Source organism: Massilia sp. YIM B02769 (assembly GCF_030411995.1).
Taxonomy (GTDB): Bacteria; Pseudomonadota; Gammaproteobacteria; order Burkholderiales; family Burkholderiaceae_D; genus Telluria.
Genome location: NZ_JASNRC010000003.1, coordinates 289,183 through 309,451 on the forward strand (window position 1 = coordinate 289,183; position 20,269 = coordinate 309,451).

Sequence of the window (20,269 nt, forward strand, 5' to 3'; positions counted from 1 at the left end):
GCTGGCTAGAATGGCGGCAGTTTCATTCCTGGCTGGCCGCCTCCGATTCCTCATCCGTCAACCGCGTTGGCGTTCTCTCCATGTCCGTGCAAGCTCCCACTCCGCCGCAAGCCCGTCCACCGATTCGCCTGACCGCCCAGCTGCTCACCTGTCTGGTGTTCCTCCTCATCGCCGCCGTCATCATTGTCGTGGCACAAGACGAGCCGCTGTCAGTGTTCACGGGGCCGATGGGTGTCGGCAATCAATTGCTGTTCGGGCTGGGCCTGTCGGCGCTGGCGGCGGTGGGGTCGTATGTGAGTTTCCGGCTGACGGCCTCATCCGAATCGACGCGCAAGACGATTGCGGCCTATGCGCGGCTGGATTTGTCGGGATTCAATCCGGTGTGGATCAGCCTGGCGGCGGCGGTGGGTGAAGAGCTGCTGTTCCGCGCGGCGTTGCAGCCATTGCTGGGCGTGTGGATCACGTCGGTGATTTTCCTGCTGACGCATACGCCGGTGTACCAGTTCCGCAAGCTGGACAAGGCGACGCTGGTGCAGGCGGCGGGGATGTTCGGGCTCAGCGTGGCGCTGAGCTTCATCTACCAGTACGTGGGCTTGCTGGCGGCGGTGCTGGTGCACGTGGCGATCGATGTGGTGGGGCTGTACGTGGTGCGCAATGCGCTGCGCGCGCGAGGATAGGCGCACTCGACCGTACGGTGGGCACGCTGTGCCCACGCGGATGCCGGCGTATCGTTGGCTCGTGAACGCGGCGGTTATGCCGGTGGCTCGTTGAGGCGTTCGCGGTACATCGTTAACGCTGCCGAGGGCCCGCGGCTTTTCCGATTCAACAACGCTACCACGGCGCATGCTTCCGCGTGGGCACGGAGTGCCCACCGTACGGTTGCCGCCGCGTGCCCTTATTTGCTGAGCAAGCGCATCGCCCGCTCCAGCCCTTCCAGCGTCACCGGGAACATGCGGTTGTTCATGAGCTGCCGGATGATGGCGATCGACTGCCGGTACTGCCACAGATTCTCCGGCTCGGGATTCAGCCAGGCGAACTTCGGAAACGCCTTGCAGAAGCGCGCCAGCCACTCCGCCCCGGCTTCTTCGTTGTTGTACTCGACCGACCCGCCCGGCGCCAGCACCTCGTAGGGGCTCATGGTCGCATCCCCGACAAAGATGACCCGCGTATCTGCCGGGTACTTGCGCAGCACGTCCCAGGTCGGGAAGCGTTCCGCATGGCGGCGCCGATTGCTCTTCCACAGGTAGTCGTACACGCAGTTGTGGAAGTAGTAGAACTCCATGTTCTTGAACTCGGTCTTCGCCGCCGAGAACAGTTCCTCGGTGCGCTCGATGTGGTCGTCCATGGTGCCGCCGACGTCCAGCAGCATCACCACCTTGATGCGGTTCTTGCGTTCGGCCTGCATCTTGATGTCGAGGTAGCCGGCGTTGTTGGCGGTGGCGCGGATGGTGTCGTCCAGGGCCAGTTCGTCGGGCGCGCCGTGGCGGGCGAAGCGGCGCAGGCGGCGCAGCGCGACCTTGATGTTGCGTGTGCCGAGTTCGCGCTCGTCGTCGTAGTCCTTGTAGCTGCGCTGGTCCCAGACCTTGACCGCCGTGCGGTTGCGGCCCTGGCCGCCGATGCGGATGCCTTCCGGATTGGTGCCGCCATGTCCGAACGGCGAGGTGCCGCCGGTGCCGATCCATTTGTTGCCGCCTTCGTGGCGCTCCTTCTGTTCCTTCAGCAGTTCGTTCAGGCGGTCCATCAGCTTGTCGTAGCCGAATTTTTCCAGCGCCGCCTTCTGCTCGGGCGTGAGTTCGCGCTCCATGCGCTTGATCAGCCAGTCGAGCGGGATCTCGCCCTTGCTGGTGTCGAACACGGCCTCGATGCCCTTGAAGTACATGCCGAAAGCACGGTCGAACTTGTCGAAGTGGGCTTCGTCCTTTACCAGCGTCAGGCGCGCCAGGTAATAGAAGTCGTCGAGCGAGGGCGCGATGACGCTTTTTTCCAGGGCTTCGAGCAGGGTCAGGAATTCCTTGATCGAGACCTGGACCTTGGCGTTGCGCAGCGCGAAAAAGAAGTCGATCAGCATGGTGCGTGTCCGTGGCGTTCGAGCCGGTAGTGCAGTTGTGCCTTGATCTCGGGCCACTCGCCGCGCACGATGCTGTACATGACAGTGTCGCGCACGGTGCCGTCGCGGCGCAGGCCGTGGTGGCGAATCACGCCATCCTTCCGAGCGCCGAGGCGTTCGATGGCCGCCTGCGAGGCGAAGTTGAAGTTATCGGTGCGCAGGCCGACCACCGCGCAGCCGAGGGTGTCGAAGGCGTGCGACAGCAGCAGCAACTTGCAGCTGGTGTTCACATGCGAGCGCTGCACGCTTTGCGCATACCAGGTGTAGCCGATTTCCACGCGCTCGAGTTCGGGCACGATGTCGTGGTAGCTGGTCGAGCCGAGCACGCGGTTCGACTCGGCGTCGACCACCGCGAATGCCAGGCGGTTCGGCGTCTCGAGCGCGGCGTGCACATAGGCCTGGGTACGGTGCGGTTCCGGCACCGAGGTGACGCGGATGTTCCACAGCTGGCCGTCGGCCGCGGCGGCGCGCAGCCCGTCGACGTGGTCGAGATGCAGCGGCTCCAGCCGCACGCCGTTGAAGTCCAGCGTGATCGGCTCGACCCGGATCATCGATTTGTCCTCGACATGTAGACCAGGCGTTCGAACAGATGCACGTCCTGCTCGTTCTTCAGCAGGGCGCCGTGCAGTGGCGGCACGACCGTTTTCGCATCCTTGCTGCGCAGGGCTTCGGCCGGGATGTCCTCGGCCATCAGGAGCTTGAGCCAGTCCAGGAATTCCGAGGTCGACGGCTTCTTCTTGATCCCGGCGACGTCGCGCACCTCATAAAAACTTTGCAGGGCGGCGGCCAGCAGGTCCTGCTTCAGGCGCGGGAAGTGGACCTTGACGATGTCGGCCATCGTCTCGCGGTCCGGGAATTTGATGTAGTGGAAGAAGCAGCGGCGCAGGAAAGCGTCCGGCAGTTCCTTCTCGTTGTTCGAGGTGATGATCACCAGCGGACGGTGCTTGGCCACCACCATTTCGCGCGTCTCGTAGACGTAGAACTCCATGCGGTCGAGTTCGCGCAGCAGGTCGTTCGGGAATTCGATGTCGGCCTTGTCGATCTCGTCGATCAGCAGCACCACCGGTTCCGGCGCCGTAAAGGCTTGCCACAGCACGCCCTTGACGATGTAGTTGTGGATGTCGCGCACGCGCTCGTCGCCTAATTGGGAATCGCGCAGGCGCGAGACGGCGTCGTACTCGTACAGGCCCTGCTGGGCCTTGGTGGTGGACTTCACGTGCCACTGCAGCAGCGGCATGTTCAGCGCAGCCGCCACTTCCTCGGCCAGCATGGTCTTGCCGGTGCCCGGTTCGCCCTTGATCAGGAGCGGGCGCGCCAGCGTGAGGGCGGCGTTCACGGCCAGTTTCAGGTCGTCGGTGGCGACGTAGTTGTCGGATCCTTCGAAGCGGGCTTGGGCTTGCATGGGCGTGTGTGATGAAAGAGGAAATCCTGAGTATATGCCAGAAGCCGAGGGCGGGTCCGGGCGTGATGCGGGCGCGGCTGTCCGGGTGCGCGACGTTGGTAGACTGCAATCTTTTGTTGGGCTAGAATCGGATGCTTGTTGGCAGATTTGCCAACACTTCGGCTTCATCCTGTTTCGTGCGGTAGCGGTATTCGATCAAATTTTTTTGCGATTCCCACCATGAAAAAACTTTTCGCTGTACTCGTTCTGGGCGCGTGCGCCGGCGCCGCGGCTGCCGCGGACGTCGTCGGCAACCCGAAGGCCGCGCCGGCCAAGATCGAGATGTGTATCGGCTGCCATGGCATTCCCGGCTACAAATCCGCTTTCCCCGAGGTTTATCAGGTGCCGATGATCGGTGGTCAATCGGCCAAGTACATCGAAGCCGCCCTGCACGCCTACAAGAAGGGCGACCGCAAGCACCCGTCGATGCGCGGCATCGCCGCCAGCCTGTCCGACCAGGACATCGCCGACGTCGCCGCCTACTACGCGCAGCAGACCGCCCAGAACCGCAAATGAGGAGCGCCGCCATGAACAAACTGATCATCGCGCTGGTGCTCGGCGCCGTTTCCCTGGGCGCGCAAGCTGCCGACGTCAAGCGCGGCGAAGAGCTGACCAAGAAATATGCCTGCGCTTCCTGCCATGGCGCCGACTTCAACAAACCGTCCGACCCGAGCTATCCGAAGCTGGCCGGGCAGCACGCCGACTACATCACGCATGCGCTGATGGCTTATAAACGTGGCGGCGACAAGGCGAATGGGCGCAACAATCCGATCATGGCGGGGTTTGCGAAGCCGCTGACCAACCAGGATATGGCGGATATCGGGGCGTATTTGTCGAGTTTGCCGTCACAGCTGGTGGTGAGCAAATAAGCGGCGTGTTTCCCTGACGCGGCCGGAACCGTACGGTGGGCACTCCGTGCCCACGCGAATGCCGGCATGGTGATGGCGACCTTTGCATCGAAACATGTGCCTGGCCGCGGCTTCGACAAGTGAGCAGCTGATCATTTGATTCTGGCGCGGCTTTGCTGTTGGCGCGGCACAGGCCTCTGTCAACACCGCGCACCCTTCCGCGTGGGCACGGAGTGCCCACCGTACTGTCCTCGCTGGCAATGTTGATGACATCTGCGGCAGGAAACGTTCATCAACTCCGACTATAATAACGGCTATATCCAATCCCCCGAAGCGGTCCTAACGCCGCTCCGGGGGATTTCGTTTTTCCGCGTCTTTGCGCCGCGTCTTTGCGCCTTTTGTTGGAGTGTCATCTTGCAGTCCGTTTCCCCTGCCTACCTGAAAACCAACCTGCTCAGCGGCCTCACCGTGGCCCTGGCGCTGGTCCCCGAGGCGATCGCCTTTGCGCTGGTCGCCCACGTGTCGCCGCTCACCGGCCTGTATGCCGCGGTGCTGGTCTCCTTCATCACCTCGGCCTTTGGCGGCCGGCCCGGCATGATCTCGGGTGCGGCCGGCGCGCTGGCCGTGGTCATGGTCGCGCTGGTGGTCGAGCACGGCGTGCAGTACCTGTTCGCGGCCATCGTCCTGATGGGCATCCTGCAGATGCTGTTTGCCGCCGCACGCCTGGGCAAGTTCATCCGCATGGTGCCGTACCCGGTCATGCTCGGCTTCGTGAACGGCCTGGCGCTGGTGATCTTCATCGCCCAGTTCGGGCATTTCAAAATTAACGGCGAATGGATGGCGGGCGCCCAGCTGTTCACCATGCTCGGCCTGGTGGCCGCGACCATGGCCGTCATCTACATCACGCCGCGCATCACGAAAGCGGTGCCGGCGACGCTGGTCGGCATCCTGGTGGTGACCATCGGCGCCGCGCTGCTCGGCATCGAGTCGAAGACCGTCGGCGAACTGGGTTCGATTGCCGGCGGCCTGCCCACCTTTGCGATTCCCGAGGTGCCCCTCAATTGGGAGACCTTCCGGATCGTCTTCCCGTACTCGCTGGTGCTGGCCGGCGTCGGTCTGATCGAGTCGCTGCTGACGCTCACCCTGGTCGACGAGATCACCGAGACGCGCGGCCAGCCGAACCGCGAATGCATGGCGCAGGGCGCGGCGAACGTGGTTACCGCTTTCTTCGGCGGCATGGGCGGCTGCGCCATGATCGGCCAGAGCATGATCAACGTGAACAACGGCGCCTATGGCCGCCTGTCGGGCATTGCCGCCTCGCTGTTCCTGCTGTCGTTTATCCTGTTCGGTTCAAGCTGGATCGAACAGATTCCGCTGGCGGCGCTGATCGGCGTGATGTTCGTGGTCTGCGAAAAGACCTTCGAATGGGGCACTTTCCGCATGGTCGGCAAGGTGCCGCGCACCGATACGCTGGTGGTGGTGCTGGTCGCGGCGATTACCCTGGTGTTCGACCTGGCCATTGCCGTGCTGGTGGGCGTGATCGTGTCGGCGCTGGTGTTCGCCTGGCAGCACGCGAAGCAGATCGCGGTGAAGACGGCGCAGGATGCGCAAGGCTGGAAGGTGTATGAGTTGCAAGGCACGCTGTTCTTTGCCTCGGTGGCCAACTTCAACGAGCTGTTCGCACCGAAGGAAGATCCGCAGGACGTGGTGGTCGAGTTCCGCAATGCGCGCGTGGTCGACCATTCGGCGATCCAGGCCATCGATGCACTGGCCGAGAAGTACCGCGCGCTGGGCAAGCGCCTGCACCTGCGCCACCTCAGCCCGGACTGCCGCGAGCTGCTGGGCAAGGCCAGAGACATGATCGAGGTGAATGTGCTGGAAGACCCGCGCTACCGGGTGGCGGACGACAAGCTGGGGTGATCGTCGGGTCGACGGTGGGCACGAGTGCCCACCCTACCTATTACGACAAGCTGGGCTGATCGTCGGGTCTAGCGCATTGCGCGGCTGCGCACGCACTCGATATAAGCCTCGGTATCCGGCGGCACGCCGTTGCGCTGCGACTTCCAGATCATCTCGCCCAGGCACTCCATGATCTCGTGGTGGGCGTCGTGCTCGCCGATCTTGCGTACCAGCAGGTCGTGCGCGGCCTTGATGCCGCGTGGCTGGTCGATCGATACCTGCTCGGCAATCGACAGGTGCATCGACAGGTGCAGGAAGGGATTCGCCTGGCCGCCCTCGACCGAGTAGTCACGCGCGACGGCAGCCTCGGCGTCCATCATGGCCTCGTGGTATTCGGGATGCTGGACGATCCAGTCGGCGGCGATGGCGTCCATCGGGGTCAGCACTTCGCCAGCGCGTTGCTTGCGGAAGGCTTCACAGAAAAAACGGCGCACGTCGTGCGAGGACGGGGTGAACATGGCGGGATCTGAAAGGCGGTAGGGAAGGGCGCTATTCTAACGCGATGACGCGCACTGCGCTGCCGGCCGCCGTTGCCTCAGCTTTCGACGTTCTCCGCGCCCTTGCCGCATTCGGCCGCCTCCAGCGCGCGTGCCGCTTGCGCCTGTTCGCGCTCGCCGCGCGCCTCGTACAGCCCGGCAATGGCCGCCCTGGCGCCACAAGCGCGTGCCTTGCCCGCGCCGCCGTCTGCGCTGCCCTGCTTCAGCAGGTCCGCGGCGCTCAGCTTGCCAAGATAAAAATCGGCGATCGGCGCCGGCCAGGCATCGGCCCCGCCGCGGGCAAATGCACCCGCCAGTTCGGTGCGGCCGAGTTCGGCCTGGCCGTTGGCAATGCGCGCCAGGTACAGCCACAAGGCGGCGTACCGGTCGGAAGGCAGCTTGTCGAGTGCGGCGCGCAGGCGCAGCGCCCCTTCGGCAGGCTGGCCGCTTCGGGTCAGCGCACGGCCGGTGCGCAGCAGGGCCTGGGGGTTGCCGTTGGCCGCCGCTTTTTCAACCCAGGCGTTCGCCGTGGCCGGATCGCGCGGCACGCCGGCACCGCGCGCATGGTAGCCCGCCAGCGCCATCTGGGCGTCGGCATTGCCGGCGTTCGCCTCGGCTTCGATCCAGGGTTCGAGCCGGTCGGGGCGGTCGAAGGGCTGGCCGCCGGCGTAGGAAAAATACAGCTTGCGCTGGCTCATGGCAAACAGGACGCGGTGCGCGCGCAGGAAATCGGCGCCGAGGATCACATCCACATAGGCTTTGCCATCGGTGATGTTCAGGCCGGCGTTCCTGATCGTTTCCTCGCCGATCTGGAAGGTCTTGAATACCGCATGCCAGCGCGACGCCGTGCGCTCGCCCACGCCGACAGCGCCGGCCGCGCGCACCACGCCGGGTGTATCGGGCAACACGCCGATGCGCTTGGCCGCTTCCAGGAACACCACCGATACCTGGGCTCCCGTGTTGATCTCCGCCACCATCTTTTCCCCGTTCAGGAATACGGTGAAGCGCGGATTGCTGCTGCCGCCGGAGTAGGATTCAAAAGGAACGGCCTGGGCGTCGGCATCCCAGTAGGCAAGAAACGCGTCGCCGCAGTCCTGCGGCTGGAAAAAACGAATCTCCCTGGACGCCATCGCGATCTCCAGGTCGGTCTGCAACAGGAAGGACGCGCCGATCGTCGCATCGTACGAGGGCGCCATGCCGAAATCGGTGACGACGTTCAGGTAGCCCTTGGGGCTGCGTACCGGGCCGAAGCGGAATTCGTCGACACGCGTCTGGTAGAGCGACGAATAACCCCCGATACCCTGGGTTACCCTGCCCGTATTGCTCAGCTTCATGCCGCGTCGTTCGGTGCCGGTGCGGGTCAGCACGGTGCTGTTCGAGGCGGTATCGATCAACATCACGGCAGGCGTGCCGTTGATCACACCCTCGGTCGTGATGGACAGGTTGGGACCGGTATAGCGCAGCGGCAGCTTGCCGATCATGGCGTAACGACAGCGGGGTGCATCGTCGGCATGCACGAAGGGCGTGGCAAGCGCGAGCAGCACGGCCAGGGTGGAGGCAAGGGTCGGCTTCATGCCGATAATTCTACGAGGAAAGTTTCTACTTTTGCAATGGTAGCCGGATAAAAACAGAAAAAGGCAGGACACCGTTTGCACGGTATCTTGCCTTTTTGGAGCCCTGGCCTCACAACTGCTGAGTTACAGACGCAACTATTTTTCCGGCGTCAGCACCAACTGCGGCTCGGCCGCGGCATCGCGTGGCGGCCTCGGCGTCGTCTTGGCGCCAGCGTTGCCCGCGTTGCCCGGCGCGCCGCCCTGGCCGCGCGGCTGGCGCAGGTAGCGCGCGCTGTGGCGGCGCTCGCCGTGCCCGCCATTGGCCGGCCAGCTGATGAAGCGCGACAGCTCCTGCAAGGCACGCTGGTAGACATCGCGCTTGAACTCGATGACCACGTCCAGCGGCACCCAGTAGTCGTGCCAGCGCCAGGCGTCGAACTCCGGATGGTCGGTCAGGCGCAGATTCACGTCGTTGTCGCGCGCAACCATGCGCAACAGGAACCAGATCTGCTTCTGGCCGCGGTAATGGCCGCGGATCTCGCGCTTGATGAAGTGATCCGGCACCTCGTAGCGCAGCCAGTCGCGGGTGCGGCCCACGATCTTGACGTGCTCCTGGCGCAAACCGATTTCTTCCTCGAGCTCGCGGTACATCGCCTGTTCCGGCGTCTCGCCGTATTTGATACCTCCCTGCGGAAACTGCCATGAGTGCTCGCGCACCCGCTTGCCCCACCACACCTCGTTATTGGCGTTGAGCAGGATGATGCCGACGTTGGGGCGGAACCCTTCACGATCGAGCATAAGTGCACCTCGAAACTTTCTGCCGGCCTCAGCTCCCTTGCGTTTTTACCTACAAATCCCTGCGTCAGCCATGCCTTTCGATCACGAAAACGGCGGCGGCTGCGTGTTCCGGACCCATTTGTACAAAGTTTGGACGCATCAGCCAGCTAATCCTTTAAAATTAGGTCGATTATAACCCTCTCTTTTTAAAAAGAATTCATCGATATGCGTGCCTCACGATTTTTTATTTCAACTCTTAAAGAAGCGCCATCCGACGCCGAGATCGTCAGCCACCAGTTGATGATGCGGGCGGGGATGATCAAGCGTCTGGGCTCGGGCATCTACACCTACATGCCGACCGGCTTGCGCGTCATTCGCAAGGTCGAAGCCATCATTCGCGAAGAGATGAACAAGGCGGGCGCGCTCGAACTCCTGATGCCGGTCGTGCAGCCGGCCGAACTGTGGCAGGAAACCGGCCGCTGGGACAAGATGGGTCCGGAACTGATGCGCGTCAAGGACCGCCACGGCCGCGACTACGCCATCCAGCCGACCTCGGAAGAAGTTGTCACCGACGTCGTCCGCAGCGAGATCAAGTCCTACCGCCAGCTGCCGTTGAACTTCTACCACATCCAGACCAAGTTCCGCGACGAACGCCGCCCACGCTTCGGCCTGATGCGCGGCCGCGAATTCACGATGAAGGATGCGTACTCGTTCGACCGCGATGTCGAAGGCATGCAGAAGTCCTACGCCATCATGTTCGATGCCTACGTGCGCATCTTTAACCGCTTCGGCCTGAAATTCCGCGCGGTGGCGGCCGACAACGGCGCCATCGGCGGCACCGGCTCGCACGAATTCCACGTGATCGCCTCGACCGGCGAAGACGCGCTGGTCTACTGCCCGACCTCGGATTACGCGGCCAACATGGAAGCGGCCGAAGCCCTGGCCATCGGCGAGCGCGGCGCGGCCACGCAAGCCATGACCAAGGTGCCGACCCCAGGCAAGACCAAGTGCGAGATGGTGGCCGAGCAGCTGGGCCTGCCGCTGTCGCAAACGGTCAAGACGATTGCGCTGACCGTCGAAAACGAAGAAGACGGCAAGGTCAGCAAGCAGTACTTCATGCTGCTGCTGCGCGGCGACCACGAGCTGAACGAAGTGAAGGTCAACAAGGTTCCTGGCCTGGGCGCCTACCGCTTCTCGAGCGAAGCCGAAATCGCGGAAGTCTACGGCACCGTGCCGGGCTACCTCGGTCCTGTCGCACCGAAGCAGCCTGTCACCATCGTTGCCGACCGCACGGTGGCCAACATGGCCGACTTCGTCTGCGGCGCGAACGAAGCCGATGCCCACCTGAGCGGCGTGAACTGGGGCCGCGACCTGCCGGAACCAGTCGTTGCCGACCTGCGCAACGTGGTCGAAGGCGACGCTTCGCCGGACGGCAAGGGCATTCTCGCCATCGAGCGCGGCATCGAAGTCGGCCACGTGTTCCAGCTCGGCACCGCCTACTCGCAAGCCATGGAAGCGACCTACCTCGACGAGAACGGCAAGCCGGCGCCGCTGCAGATGGGCTGCTACGGCATCGGCGTGACCCGCATTTTGGGCGCGGCCATCGAGCAGAACTTCGACGACAAGGGCATCGTCTGGCCGGACGCGCTGGCGCCGTTCCAGATCGTGCTGTGCCCGATGGGCCTGGACCGCAGCGAGATGGTCAAGGAACAGACCGAGAAGCTGTACACCGAACTGCTCGACGCCGGCGTGGATGTGATCGTCGACGACCGCGGCCTGCGTCCGGGCGCGATGTTCGCGGACTGGGAACTGATCGGCGTGCCGCACCGCGTGGTGATCGGCGAGCGCGGCCTGAAGGAAGGCAAGCTCGAATACCAGGGCCGCCGCGATACCGAAGCCACCGCAGTGCCTGTCGAAGAGATGGTCGGCTTCATCAAGGCCAAATTCGCGCAGTGATGCGGATGGCGGGACAGGGCGGGGCGCGCGCTTTATTCGGTAGCGCGCTGCTCGTGGTGGCGCTTGCCTCCACGAGCGCACACGCGGGCAATCAGAAGGAAGAGGCGCTCGCCGATTCCGTGCGCCTGGCGCTGTCGAACGCCATCAACGATGCGCGTCCGCCGAAGCCGGTGTTCCGCGACGAGGCGGGCCGGCTGCGCTACCAGCAGTGGTTCAACGAGATGTCGGGGCGGCTGAAAAAACGCATCCCGGACGAGTTCTCGCGCACCGAATTCCTGGAGGCGGCCTGGTACGAGGCAACCCGCGCCGGGCTCGATCCGGGGCTGGTGCTGGGGCTGATCCAGGTCGAGTCGGCCTACCGCAAGTACGCGGTGTCGATCGCCGGTGCGCGCGGCTACATGCAGGTGATGCCGTTCTGGACCAAGGTGATCGGCGACAGCGACCGGCGCAAGCTGTTCCACATGCAGACCAATTTGCGCTACGGCTGCTCGATCTTGCGCATGTACATCGACATGGAGCGCGGCAATCTCTACCTCGCGCTCGGCCGCTACAACGGCAGCCGGGGCAAGCCGCAGTATCCGAATGCGGTGCTGTCGGCGTGGAAGAAGTGGGAGTTTACGCCGACGGCAGTGGCAGCGCGGTAACGTCATTTTTTGTCGAGACCGCGCCCGTACGGTGGGGTGTTTGAGGCTGGGGGCCTCAAACACAAAGTGCCCACGCGGTTACGTGCGCGTCCTTTCACCATTGGCCGCGATATCCCGCCCGCAAACGTCTCCGCCAGTCGCACGCTCCACCCCGGTTTTCAATCGTCCGCGATTTCATCAAGCGTCAGCGAGCGACGATTCGCCGCAGCGGGCCAACAGCATGCGCACGTAACCGCCTGGGCACAGAGTGCCCACCGTACGGTTCAAGCCGCAGGCCTGGATTTCCGCTACATATCAATCACACCATATAAACAGTTACCGGTGTAGACTGCCCGCTTTCCACCCCAGGATCCACCATGCGATTGACCACTCTCGCCGGCGCAAGCCTGTTGCTGCTGGCCGGCTGCGCGTCCACCGTTTCGTCGCCCACCATCGCCACGCACACCCCGTCAAGCGTCGACACCCGCGCGAAAAGCATCATCTTCTTCCTCGGCGACGGCATGGGCATCAACACCCTCACCGCCGCGCGCATCTATGCAGTGGGCGAAGACGGCGAGCTGACCATCGACACGCTGCCCGAATCCGCCTTCGTGAAAACATTCTCGAACGACGCCCAGGTCACCGACAGCGCCGCCTCGATGTCGGCCTACATGACCGGCGTGAAGCAGAACAACGGCGTGATCTCGATGTCCTCGAACACGCGTTCGATCTCCCCAGCTGCAGATGCGAACGGCAACAAGCAGGTCAGCCGCTGCCAGGATGGCCAGACCGCAAACGGCCGCGCTGTGCCGACCCTGGCCGAACTGGCCAAGGCGCGCGGCATGGCTGCCGGCGTGGTCACCACCACCAGCGTCACTGACGCCACGCCGGCCGCCACCTACGCCCATGCCTGCCACCGCAAGATCGAATCCGACATTGCCGCCGCACTGGTGCCGGGCGGCGCCGGCTACAACGCCGCGCTGGGCAGCAATGGCCTGGATCTGGTCTTCGGCGGCGGCGCCCAGTTCTTTGCCCCGGTGGCGCAGGGCGGCAAGCGCGCCGATGGCCGCAACCTGGTCGCGGAGCTGCAAGCCAAGGGCTGGCGCTACGCCGCCGATACCGCACAACTGCAGGCCCTGGCGCCGAACGCGCAGCCTGCCATCGGCCTGTTTGCCCAGAACCACTTCACCTACGAAGCCGCGCGCGACGCCGCCAGGCAGCCGGCCCTGGCCGACATGACGTCAAAAGCCATCGACATCCTGTCGCGCAACCCGAACGGATTCTTCCTGATGGTGGAGGGCGGCCTGATCGACCACGCGCTGCACGCCACCCTGGCCAAGCGCGCGCTGCAGGAAACCGTCAGCTACAACGCGGCTCTGAAGACCGCCATCGACAAGATGAACGCCATCGACCCGGGCCTGAAAAATACCCTGATCGTGGCCACCGCCGACCACGACCACACCCTGCTGATCAACGGCTACTCGCCGCGCACCGGCAAGACCACGCCGACCAACCCCGGCGTGCTGGGCCTGGTGCGCAGCCTGCCGGACAATAACATCCGCCTCGACAAGGACGGCGCGCCCTTCACCATCCTGGGCTTCGGCACCGGCGAACACCGCATCCAGGGCAGCCGCAAGGACGTCAGGCTCACCGACGAGATCGCGGCCTCCGACGACTACCACCAGGAAGCCGTGGTGCGCACCCGCCTTGGGGCCGAAACCCACGGCGGCGCCGACGTCTACCTGGGCGCCATCGGCGCGAATGCGGAACTGTTCCGCGGGACCATCGACAACACCCGCGTCTTCAACCTGATCAAGACGGCGGGGGACCTGTGAGCGCCATGAAAAAGCAGACCACGACCACCACCCGACTCGCCGCGCTGCTGCTGGCAGCGTTCTGCACGTTGCCGGCCCAGGCACAGACGCCTGCCAAGCCACAGGCCAAAAACATCATCTTCTTCCTCGGCGACGGCATGGGTCCGACCACGATCACCGCCGCGCGCATCTTCAAGGCGGGCGAGGACGGCTTGCTGAACTTTGAACGCCTGGACCGCACCGCGCGCATCAAGACCTATTCCGCCGATGCCCAGGTCACCGACAGCGCGCCGTCGATGGGCGCCTACATGACCGGCGTGAAGATCAACAACGATGTGATCTCGATGAAGGACGCCAAGCCTGTCGCCCCGGCCAAGGACGCCAACGGCAACGCCAGCATCGACCGCTGCGGCGCCAGCAACGGCACGTCGCCGATGACGATCCTGGAACTGGCCAAGGCCAATGGCAAGGCGGTCGGCGCGGTGACTACCACCGAGCTGACCCACGCGACGCCTGCCTCGACCTTCTCGCACGTGTGCGACCGCGACATGGGCTACACCATCGCCCAGCAGGTGGTGCCGGGCGGGCCTGGGTACAACGAACGCCTGAAGGATGGCGTCGACGTGCTGATGGGAGGCGGGCGCATCCACTTCACGCCGTTCGACAAGGCGCGCAATCCGAAGGGCCGTGGCGACGGGCGCGACCTGATGGCGGAATTCGCGGCACGCGGTTATTTTGTCGCGAACACCCGCGCCGACATGCAGTCGGCCCTCCCGAACCGCAAGTTCGTCGGCATCTATGCCGACAGCCATCTCGACTATGCGTCGAAGCGCCGCCCGGAGCAGCCGACGCTGGCCGAGATGACGGCCAAGTCCATCGAGCTGCTGTCGAAGAATCCGAAGGGCTTCTTCCTGATGGTCGAAGGCGGCAAGATCGACCACGCGCTGCACGACACGAATGCGCGCAATGCGATGACGGAAACCGTGGCCTTCGACGAGGCGATCCAGACCGCGGTGGACCGCATGCGTGCGCTCGATCCGGGGCTGGAGAACACGCTGATCGTGGTCACGGCAGACCATGACCACACGATGGTTTTAAATGGCTACCCGAAGCGCGGCAACCCGGTGCTCGACATCGTGCGTGGTTACGCGAACGGCGAACCGACGAAGGATGCCGACGGCAAGACGTTTACCACGCTGGTGTTCGGGAATGGGCCGAACCGGCCCGAGGTGCGTGCGGACGTGAGCAGCGCGCAGGCGCTGGCCGAGGAGTATCACCAGGAGACGGGGATTCGCTGGTCGAGCGAATCGCACGGTGGCGGGGATGTGAAGCTGTATGCGGCGGGGGCGGGATCGGCGCCGTTCAAGGGCACGATCGAGAATACCCGCGTGTTCGACTTGATGAAGGCGGCGTTCGGGTTCTAGAAAAATGTTGGCTAGGACCGTACGGTGGGGTCATTGATGCCGGGGGCATCAATGACGTGCCCACGCGGATGCGTGCATGACGGCGGCATGTTAACGCGGCGGCTCCGCTTGCCCGGTGGTGCGCCTGTGCGCGGAATAGCCGCAACGTTTGCAAAAGCCCGATAGCGTCCGCGATGATCATTTGGATGCGCTGCCACATTTCATGCGTTGCGGTCGACATGCCGTCGCCTCGGCTCATACTTCCGCGTGGGCACGGAGTGCCCACCGTACGGGAAACGGCGCCGGCAATTCGCCACCGCGACAAATCAATCTCCAAAACAAAAAGCCCCGATCACACGACCGGGGCTTTTCAACGTTCAGGCTTGTGGGGCAGCCGGCGTTTATTATTTCAGGTGATTCGAGATCAGCTTGGTCATCTCGAACATCGAGACTTGTTCCTTGCCACCGAAGACGGCTTTCAGCTTGTCGTCGGCATTGATCATCTGGCGGTTGTCTGCAGCTTGCAGGTCCGCTTTCTTGATGTATTCCCAGACTTTCTTGGTCACTTCCGTGCGTGGCAGCGGCTTGTTGCCGACCACTGCAGCCAGCTCGGCCGACGGCGTCAGCTCTTTCATGAAAGCGGCGTTCGGCTTGCGTGCTGCAGCCGGTTTCTTCGCTGCCGCGGCCTTTGGTGCTGCTTCCTTTGCCGGAGCGGCGGCCTTCTTCGCCGCAGGCTTAGCTGCCGGCTTGGCGGCTGGCTTCTTTGCGGGCGCTGCTGGGGATTTCTTGGCTGTTGCCATCTTCGAGCCTCCTAAACGAGCATATGTAAAAGTTGCGCAATATCGCACGGCTTATATTGGTGGCGTTTTAGTGTTCCTGCAAGTCTTTTTCTTCATTTTTTCACTCTATGCGGCCCAAAAATAGGGGTTTGCGCGTCAAGCGTGACCGCAGAGTGAAAATCCACGCGAAATTCGACGTAAAAACGCCGCGCGGGGCACAGGCCAGGCGCGGCGTTTCATGGGTACAAAAGGGCTGGAAGGCTTAGCGCATGCCGGGCATCATGCCCTTCATCCCGCGCATCATCTTCATCAGGCCGCCGCCCTTGAGCTTCTTCATCATGGTCTGCATCTGGTCGTACTGCGTCAGCATGCGGTTCACTTCCTGCACCTGCACGCCGGCGCCGGCGGCGATGCGGCGCTTGCGGTTCGCCTTGATCAGTTCCGGCTTGGCGCGCTCCTGCGGCGTCATCGAGTCGATGATGCCGACCATGCGCCGCACCTGCTTCTCGGCCTGGTCCATGTTGGCGCCAGCCGCGGCCTGCTGGAACTGCGCCGGCAGTTTATCGAGCAGACCCGACATGCCGCCCATCTTCTTCATCTGGGTCAGCTGGGCCTTGAAGTCGTTCATGTCGAAGCGGCCGCCCGCCTTGATCTTGTTGGCCATGTCGGCCGCGGCCTTTTCGTCGACGCCCTTGCGCGCTTCTTCCACCAGCGCCAGGATGTCGCCCATGCCCAGCACGCGGCTGGCCATGCGGGTCGGGTCGAAGGCTTCCAGGCCGTCCAGCTTTTCCGACACGCCGGCAAACTTGATCGGCTTGCCGGTCACGTGACGCACCGACAGCGCCGCACCGCCGCGCGAATCGCCATCGAGCTTGGTCAGCACGATACCGGTCAGGGGCAGGGCGTCGTTGAAGGCCTTGGCCGTGTTGATCGCATCCTGGCCCAGCATGGCGTCGACCACGAACAGGGTCTCGATCGGCTTCACGGCGCCGTGGACGGCGGCGATTTCCTGCATCATCGCTTCGTCGATACCCAGGCGGCCGGCGGTGTCGATGATCAGGACGTCGTGGTAGTGCTTTTTCGCCCAATCCAGCGCCGCCAGGGCGATGTCGACCGGCTTGTCGGTGGAGGTGGACGGGAAGAAGTCGGCGCCGACCTGCTTCGTGACGGACTCCAGCTGCGCGATAGCGGCAGGGCGGTAGACGTCGGCAGAAACGGTCAGGACCTTTTTCTTTTTCTGTTCCTTCAGGTACTTGGCGAGTTTACCGGTGGTGGTCGTTTTACCGACACCCTGCAGGCCGGCCATCAGGATGATCGCCGGCGGCTGCTGCGCGAACGACAGCTGGGTGGCCTCGGGACCGAGGTCGGCGCCCATCAGGGCGGCCAGCTCGCGCTGCACCACGCCGACCAGGGCCTGGCCCGGGCTGAGGGAAGCGATGACTTCTTCGCCCAGCGCTTTTTCCTTCACTTTGGCGATGAATTCGCGCACCGCCGGCAGCGCCACGTCGGCCTCGAGCAGCGCCAGGCGCACTTCGCGCAGCATCTCGGCGGTGTTCGCCTCGGTCAGACGCGCCTCGCCACGCATCGTCTTGACGACCTTGGCTAGGCGTTGGGTAAGGTTATCTAGCATGTTCTACCTGACTATATATAGGACGGTATTCGGGAAAGCGGCCATTTTACCTTGCGCAAGAAGGGCTTGCCCGTCTACATCGCGCGGATTACGCCTTTTTTGAGTGCATGTGATGACGGATGTCACAACTGCGCATTGCCACGTTTGACACATCTTGCATTCCCATATAGCCTTTTCCCGCCGGCATCACAACTGCACGGCAGCATCAAGGCACCACCGCGGCAGCCCCTACCGATTTTGACGAAGCGCATAACGGAGACATGGCATGACTAAAGTGTTCGGCAAGACCCTGATCGCAATGACCCTGCTGGCAGCCGCCGGCGCCCAGGCCCAGGAAACTGTGCGCCTCGGGAATCTCAAGTTCGCGCACTACGGCGCCGTCTCGTACATCAAGGAAATCGCGCCCAAGTGCGGCATCAAGGTCGAAGAGAAGATCTTCCCGAAAGGCCTGGACGTCATGCAGGCGATCATCGCCGGTGAACTCGATGTCGGCACCACGGCATCCGAAGCGGCGATTTCCGGTCGCGCCGGCGGCGCCCCGATCTTCGTGGTGGCCGGCTTCGCCAAGGGCGGCGCGCGTCTGGTGGCGAGGCCCGATTTGAAAATCACCAGCGTGCCGCAACTTAAGGGCAAGCGCGTCGGCGTGACGCGCGGCGGCATCCAGGAAGTGCTGCTGATGGCGGAACTGGCCAAGCACAACATGAAGGCCGACCCGGCGCCGGGCAAGGACGTGCAGCTGGTGTTCCTGCCGTATGCGGACCTGAACCAGGCCCTGCTCGGCAAGCAGATCGACGCCATGATGCAGTCCGAGCCGCAGTCCTCGCAGGCGATCAACAAGGGCTTCGGCGCCGAAGTGCTGAAGCCTTACGACACGCCGATCGGCGAACCGATCCGCACCATGGTGATGACCGAGAAGTTCTACAAGGAGCGGCGTCCGGTGGCGGAAAAGTTCATGCGCTGCTTCGTGCAGGCGACCAAGACCTTCATCGACAACAAGGCCGTCGCCGAGAAGTATGTACGCGAAGTCGTGTTCAAGAACCAGATCACGACCGACGACTTCAACGATGCGATCGGCAACTCCGAGTACTCGTACGACATCACGCCGGAACACATCCAGATCACCACCGACACCATGGTCAAGACCGGCGTCGGGCGCATGGCCAAGCCGCCGGTGGCAAGCGAGTGGGTCAAGACCGACCTGCTGGACGCGGCCAAGAAAAGCCTGAATATCAAGTAAGCACGTTCAGCCAACCCCGGACGGCATGCGGAGGGCAGCATGAAGAAACAGCGTAATTGGCGCGAGATCGGCGTCGGCATGGTGGTGCCGGTGCTGGCGATCGGCATCTGGCAGTGGGTGGCGAGCATGGGCTGGGTCAATCCCCAGGTGCTGCCCTCGCCGCTGGCGGTGTGGGAGCGCTGGGTGGCCTACCTGCTGCCGCTGACGCCCTACGAAAGCTATACCGAGGGCGGCTGGTGGCACTGGGCGTTTTCCGGGGAGCTGATCGTCGATACCTTGACGAGCCTGTACCGGGTGGTGGTCGGCTTCCTGATCGGCGGCGGGCTGGCCCTGCCGCTCGGCCTGGCCATGGGGGCGAGCAGCACGGTGTATGCCTGGATGAATCCGCTGGTGCAGATCCTGCGCCCGATCCCGCCGATCGCCTACATCCCGCTGGCGATCCTCTGGTTCGGGCTGGGCAATCCGCCGGCCGTGTTCCTGATCGCGCTGGGCGCCTTTTTCCCGGTGCTGATGAATACCATCGCCGGCGTGCGCCACGTGGACGGCATCTACCTGCGCGCGGCGCGCAACCTGGGCGCCGGCGGCGTCACCATGTTCCTGCGCGTGATCCTGCCGGCGGCCGTGCCCTACATCCTGTCGGGCGTGCGCATCGGTATCGGCACCGCCTTCATCGTCGTCATCGTGTCCGAGATGATCGCCGTGAACAACGGCCTCGGTTACCGCATCCTGGAAGCGCGCGAGTACTTCTGGTCCGACAAGATCATCGCCGGGATGATCACCATCGGCATGCTGGGCCTGGCCATCGACATCGGCATGAACCGCCTGAACAATTATCTGCTGCGCTGGCACCGCGGCCTGGAGCACTGAATGGACGCGCATATCCGAGTGAGCGGGGTGAACAAGGTGTTCGCCAGCGACGAGCGCCAGGTGGTGGCGCTGCAGGACATCAATCTGGCCATCCCGCGCGGGCAGTTCACCTGCCTGCTCGGGCCTTCCGGCTGCGGCAAGTCGACCCTGCTGAATGCGGTGGCCGGCTTCTCTCCGCCGACCGCCGGCACGATCCTGGTCGACGGGCAGCCGGTAGCGGCGCCGGGGCCGGACCGCGGCATGGTGTTCCAGGAGTACGCGCTGTTTCCATGGATGACGGTCGAGCAGAACGTCGGCTTCGGGCTGGATATCAAGGGCACTCCCAAGCCCGAGATCCGGCGCACGGTGGACGAACTGCTGCGCATGCTGTCGCTGACCGACTTCCGCGCCCGCTATCCGAAGGACTTGTCGGGCGGGATGCGCCAGCGGGTGGCGATCGCGCGCGTGCTGGCCCTGGATTCGCCGATCATGCTGATGGACGAGCCGTTTGGCGCACTGGATGCGCTCACGCGGCGCAATTTGCAGGACGAGCTGCTGCGTATCTGGGCGGAGCTGAAGAAGACGATCCTGTTCGTTACCCACAGTATCGAGGAGGCGATTTACCTGGCCGACCGGATTGTGGTGATGACTTACCGGCCGGGGACGGTAAAGCGCGACATCCTGGTCGATTTGCCGAGGATGCGCGATCCGGCGGCGCCGGAGTTCAATGCGCTCAAGCGCGAGCTGGGGCAATTGGTGATGGAGGAGCAGCAGCGGCATCATAGCGACGAACTGAGGATGGCGGCCGTCGATTGACCGG

General features: G+C 63.8%; 19 protein-coding genes. 11 read left to right on the plus strand and 8 right to left on the minus strand.

Features of this window, described 5'->3' with window-relative positions:
- Nucleotides 1–86: 86 nt before the first annotated feature.
- Nucleotides 87–677 carry a CPBP family intramembrane glutamic endopeptidase gene (locus QPK31_RS06415; protein WP_290422110.1) on the plus strand — a complete coding sequence of 197 codons (591 nt, stop codon included), beginning with the start codon at nucleotides 87–89 and terminating at the stop codon, nucleotides 675–677.
- A 218-nt stretch (nucleotides 678–895) separates the two neighbouring features.
- Here the strand turns inward: QPK31_RS06415 and QPK31_RS06420 are convergent, their stop codons facing one another.
- The 3 genes from QPK31_RS06420 to QPK31_RS06430 are packed head-to-tail and all read right to left on the minus strand — an operon-like array spanning nucleotide 896 to nucleotide 3,509.
- Nucleotides 896–2,068 (minus strand): VWA domain-containing protein, encoded by a 1,173-nt coding sequence (locus QPK31_RS06420; RefSeq protein WP_290422111.1) that lies wholly within the window; start codon nucleotides 2,066–2,068, stop codon nucleotides 896–898.
- Entirely contained in the window at nucleotides 2,062–2,658 is a 597-nt protein-coding gene (locus QPK31_RS06425; RefSeq protein WP_290422112.1) for a GNAT family N-acetyltransferase, read from the minus strand. The genes QPK31_RS06420 and QPK31_RS06425 overlap by 7 nt, the downstream gene beginning before the upstream one ends.
- On the minus strand, nucleotides 2,655–3,509 hold the full coding sequence (locus QPK31_RS06430) for a MoxR family ATPase (protein ID WP_290422113.1): 855 nt from the start codon (nucleotides 3,507–3,509) through the stop codon (nucleotides 2,655–2,657). Before QPK31_RS06430 ends, QPK31_RS06425 begins: the two co-directional genes overlap by 4 nt.
- A 219-nt stretch (nucleotides 3,510–3,728) precedes the next feature.
- Here QPK31_RS06430 and QPK31_RS06435 point away from each other — a divergent pair, with 219 nt between their 5' ends.
- The 3 genes from QPK31_RS06435 (at nucleotide 3,729) to QPK31_RS06445 (ending at nucleotide 6,316) form a co-directional block, all read left to right on the plus strand.
- Entirely contained in the window at nucleotides 3,729–4,064 is a 336-nt protein-coding gene (locus tag QPK31_RS06435; RefSeq protein WP_290422114.1) for a cytochrome c, read from the plus strand.
- 11 nt (nucleotides 4,065–4,075) lie between these two features.
- Nucleotides 4,076–4,417 carry a cytochrome c gene (locus QPK31_RS06440; protein WP_290422115.1) on the plus strand — a complete coding sequence of 114 codons (342 nt, stop codon included), beginning with the start codon at nucleotides 4,076–4,078 and terminating at the stop codon, nucleotides 4,415–4,417.
- Between the two features lie 393 nt (nucleotides 4,418–4,810).
- The gene (locus QPK31_RS06445) at nucleotides 4,811–6,316 is read left to right on the plus strand and encodes a SulP family inorganic anion transporter (RefSeq protein ID WP_290422116.1); all 1,506 of its coding nucleotides are present in this window, start codon (nucleotides 4,811–4,813) and stop codon (nucleotides 6,314–6,316) included.
- Between the two features lie 68 nt (nucleotides 6,317–6,384).
- Here QPK31_RS06445 and QPK31_RS06450 read toward each other — a convergent pair whose 3' ends face one another.
- The 3 genes from QPK31_RS06450 to QPK31_RS06460 all read right to left on the minus strand — a co-directional run bounded on the left by QPK31_RS06450 (nucleotide 6,385) and on the right by QPK31_RS06460 (nucleotide 9,182).
- Nucleotides 6,385–6,813, minus strand: coding sequence for a DUF1841 family protein (locus tag QPK31_RS06450; protein ID WP_290422117.1), 429 nt, complete (start codon nucleotides 6,811–6,813; stop codon nucleotides 6,385–6,387).
- Between the two features lie 77 nt (nucleotides 6,814–6,890).
- Nucleotides 6,891–8,405, minus strand: coding sequence for an aspartyl protease family protein (locus tag QPK31_RS06455; RefSeq protein ID WP_290422118.1), 1,515 nt, complete (start codon nucleotides 8,403–8,405; stop codon nucleotides 6,891–6,893).
- Between the two features lie 135 nt (nucleotides 8,406–8,540).
- Nucleotides 8,541–9,182 (minus strand): RNA pyrophosphohydrolase, encoded by a 642-nt coding sequence (locus QPK31_RS06460; protein ID WP_290422119.1) that lies wholly within the window; start codon nucleotides 9,180–9,182, stop codon nucleotides 8,541–8,543.
- 204 nt (nucleotides 9,183–9,386) lie between these two features.
- Here QPK31_RS06460 and QPK31_RS06465 point away from each other — a divergent pair, with 204 nt between their 5' ends.
- The 4 genes from QPK31_RS06465 (at nucleotide 9,387) to QPK31_RS06480 (ending at nucleotide 14,978) form a co-directional block, all read left to right on the plus strand.
- Nucleotides 9,387–11,117 carry a proline--tRNA ligase gene (locus QPK31_RS06465; RefSeq protein ID WP_290422120.1) on the plus strand — a complete coding sequence of 577 codons (1,731 nt, stop codon included), beginning with the start codon at nucleotides 9,387–9,389 and terminating at the stop codon, nucleotides 11,115–11,117.
- 5 nt (nucleotides 11,118–11,122) lie between these two features.
- Nucleotides 11,123–11,761, plus strand: a complete 639-nt coding sequence (locus QPK31_RS06470; RefSeq protein ID WP_290422281.1) for a lytic transglycosylase domain-containing protein — start codon at nucleotides 11,123–11,125, stop codon at nucleotides 11,759–11,761.
- Between the two features lie 356 nt (nucleotides 11,762–12,117).
- Entirely contained in the window at nucleotides 12,118–13,575 is a 1,458-nt protein-coding gene (locus QPK31_RS06475) for an alkaline phosphatase (RefSeq protein ID WP_290422121.1), read from the plus strand.
- A 5-nt stretch (nucleotides 13,576–13,580) separates the two neighbouring features.
- Entirely contained in the window at nucleotides 13,581–14,978 is a 1,398-nt protein-coding gene (locus QPK31_RS06480; RefSeq protein ID WP_290422122.1) for an alkaline phosphatase, read from the plus strand.
- A 383-nt stretch (nucleotides 14,979–15,361) separates the two neighbouring features.
- Here the strand turns inward: QPK31_RS06480 and QPK31_RS06485 are convergent, their stop codons facing one another.
- Nucleotides 15,362–15,757, minus strand: a complete 396-nt coding sequence (locus QPK31_RS06485) for an SWIB/MDM2 domain-containing protein (protein WP_290422123.1) — start codon at nucleotides 15,755–15,757, stop codon at nucleotides 15,362–15,364.
- A gap of 241 nt (nucleotides 15,758–15,998) precedes the next feature.
- A complete protein-coding gene (gene ffh, locus QPK31_RS06490) occupies nucleotides 15,999–17,366 on the minus strand; it encodes a signal recognition particle protein (protein WP_290422124.1) in 1,368 nt (455 codons plus the stop codon).
- 265 nt (nucleotides 17,367–17,631) lie between these two features.
- Between ffh and QPK31_RS06495 the strand changes: the two genes are divergently transcribed.
- The 3 genes from QPK31_RS06495 to QPK31_RS06505 are packed head-to-tail and all read left to right on the plus strand — an operon-like array spanning nucleotide 17,632 to nucleotide 20,265.
- On the plus strand, nucleotides 17,632–18,603 hold the full coding sequence (locus QPK31_RS06495; RefSeq protein ID WP_290422125.1) for an ABC transporter substrate-binding protein: 972 nt from the start codon (nucleotides 17,632–17,634) through the stop codon (nucleotides 18,601–18,603).
- 39 nt (nucleotides 18,604–18,642) lie between these two features.
- Nucleotides 18,643–19,470, plus strand: a complete 828-nt coding sequence (locus QPK31_RS06500) for an ABC transporter permease (protein WP_290422126.1) — start codon at nucleotides 18,643–18,645, stop codon at nucleotides 19,468–19,470.
- Complete coding sequence (locus tag QPK31_RS06505; protein WP_290422127.1) at nucleotides 19,471–20,265, plus strand: ABC transporter ATP-binding protein; 795 nt, start codon at nucleotides 19,471–19,473, stop codon at nucleotides 20,263–20,265. It begins immediately after the preceding gene.
- Nucleotides 20,266–20,269: the final 4 nt, after the last annotated feature.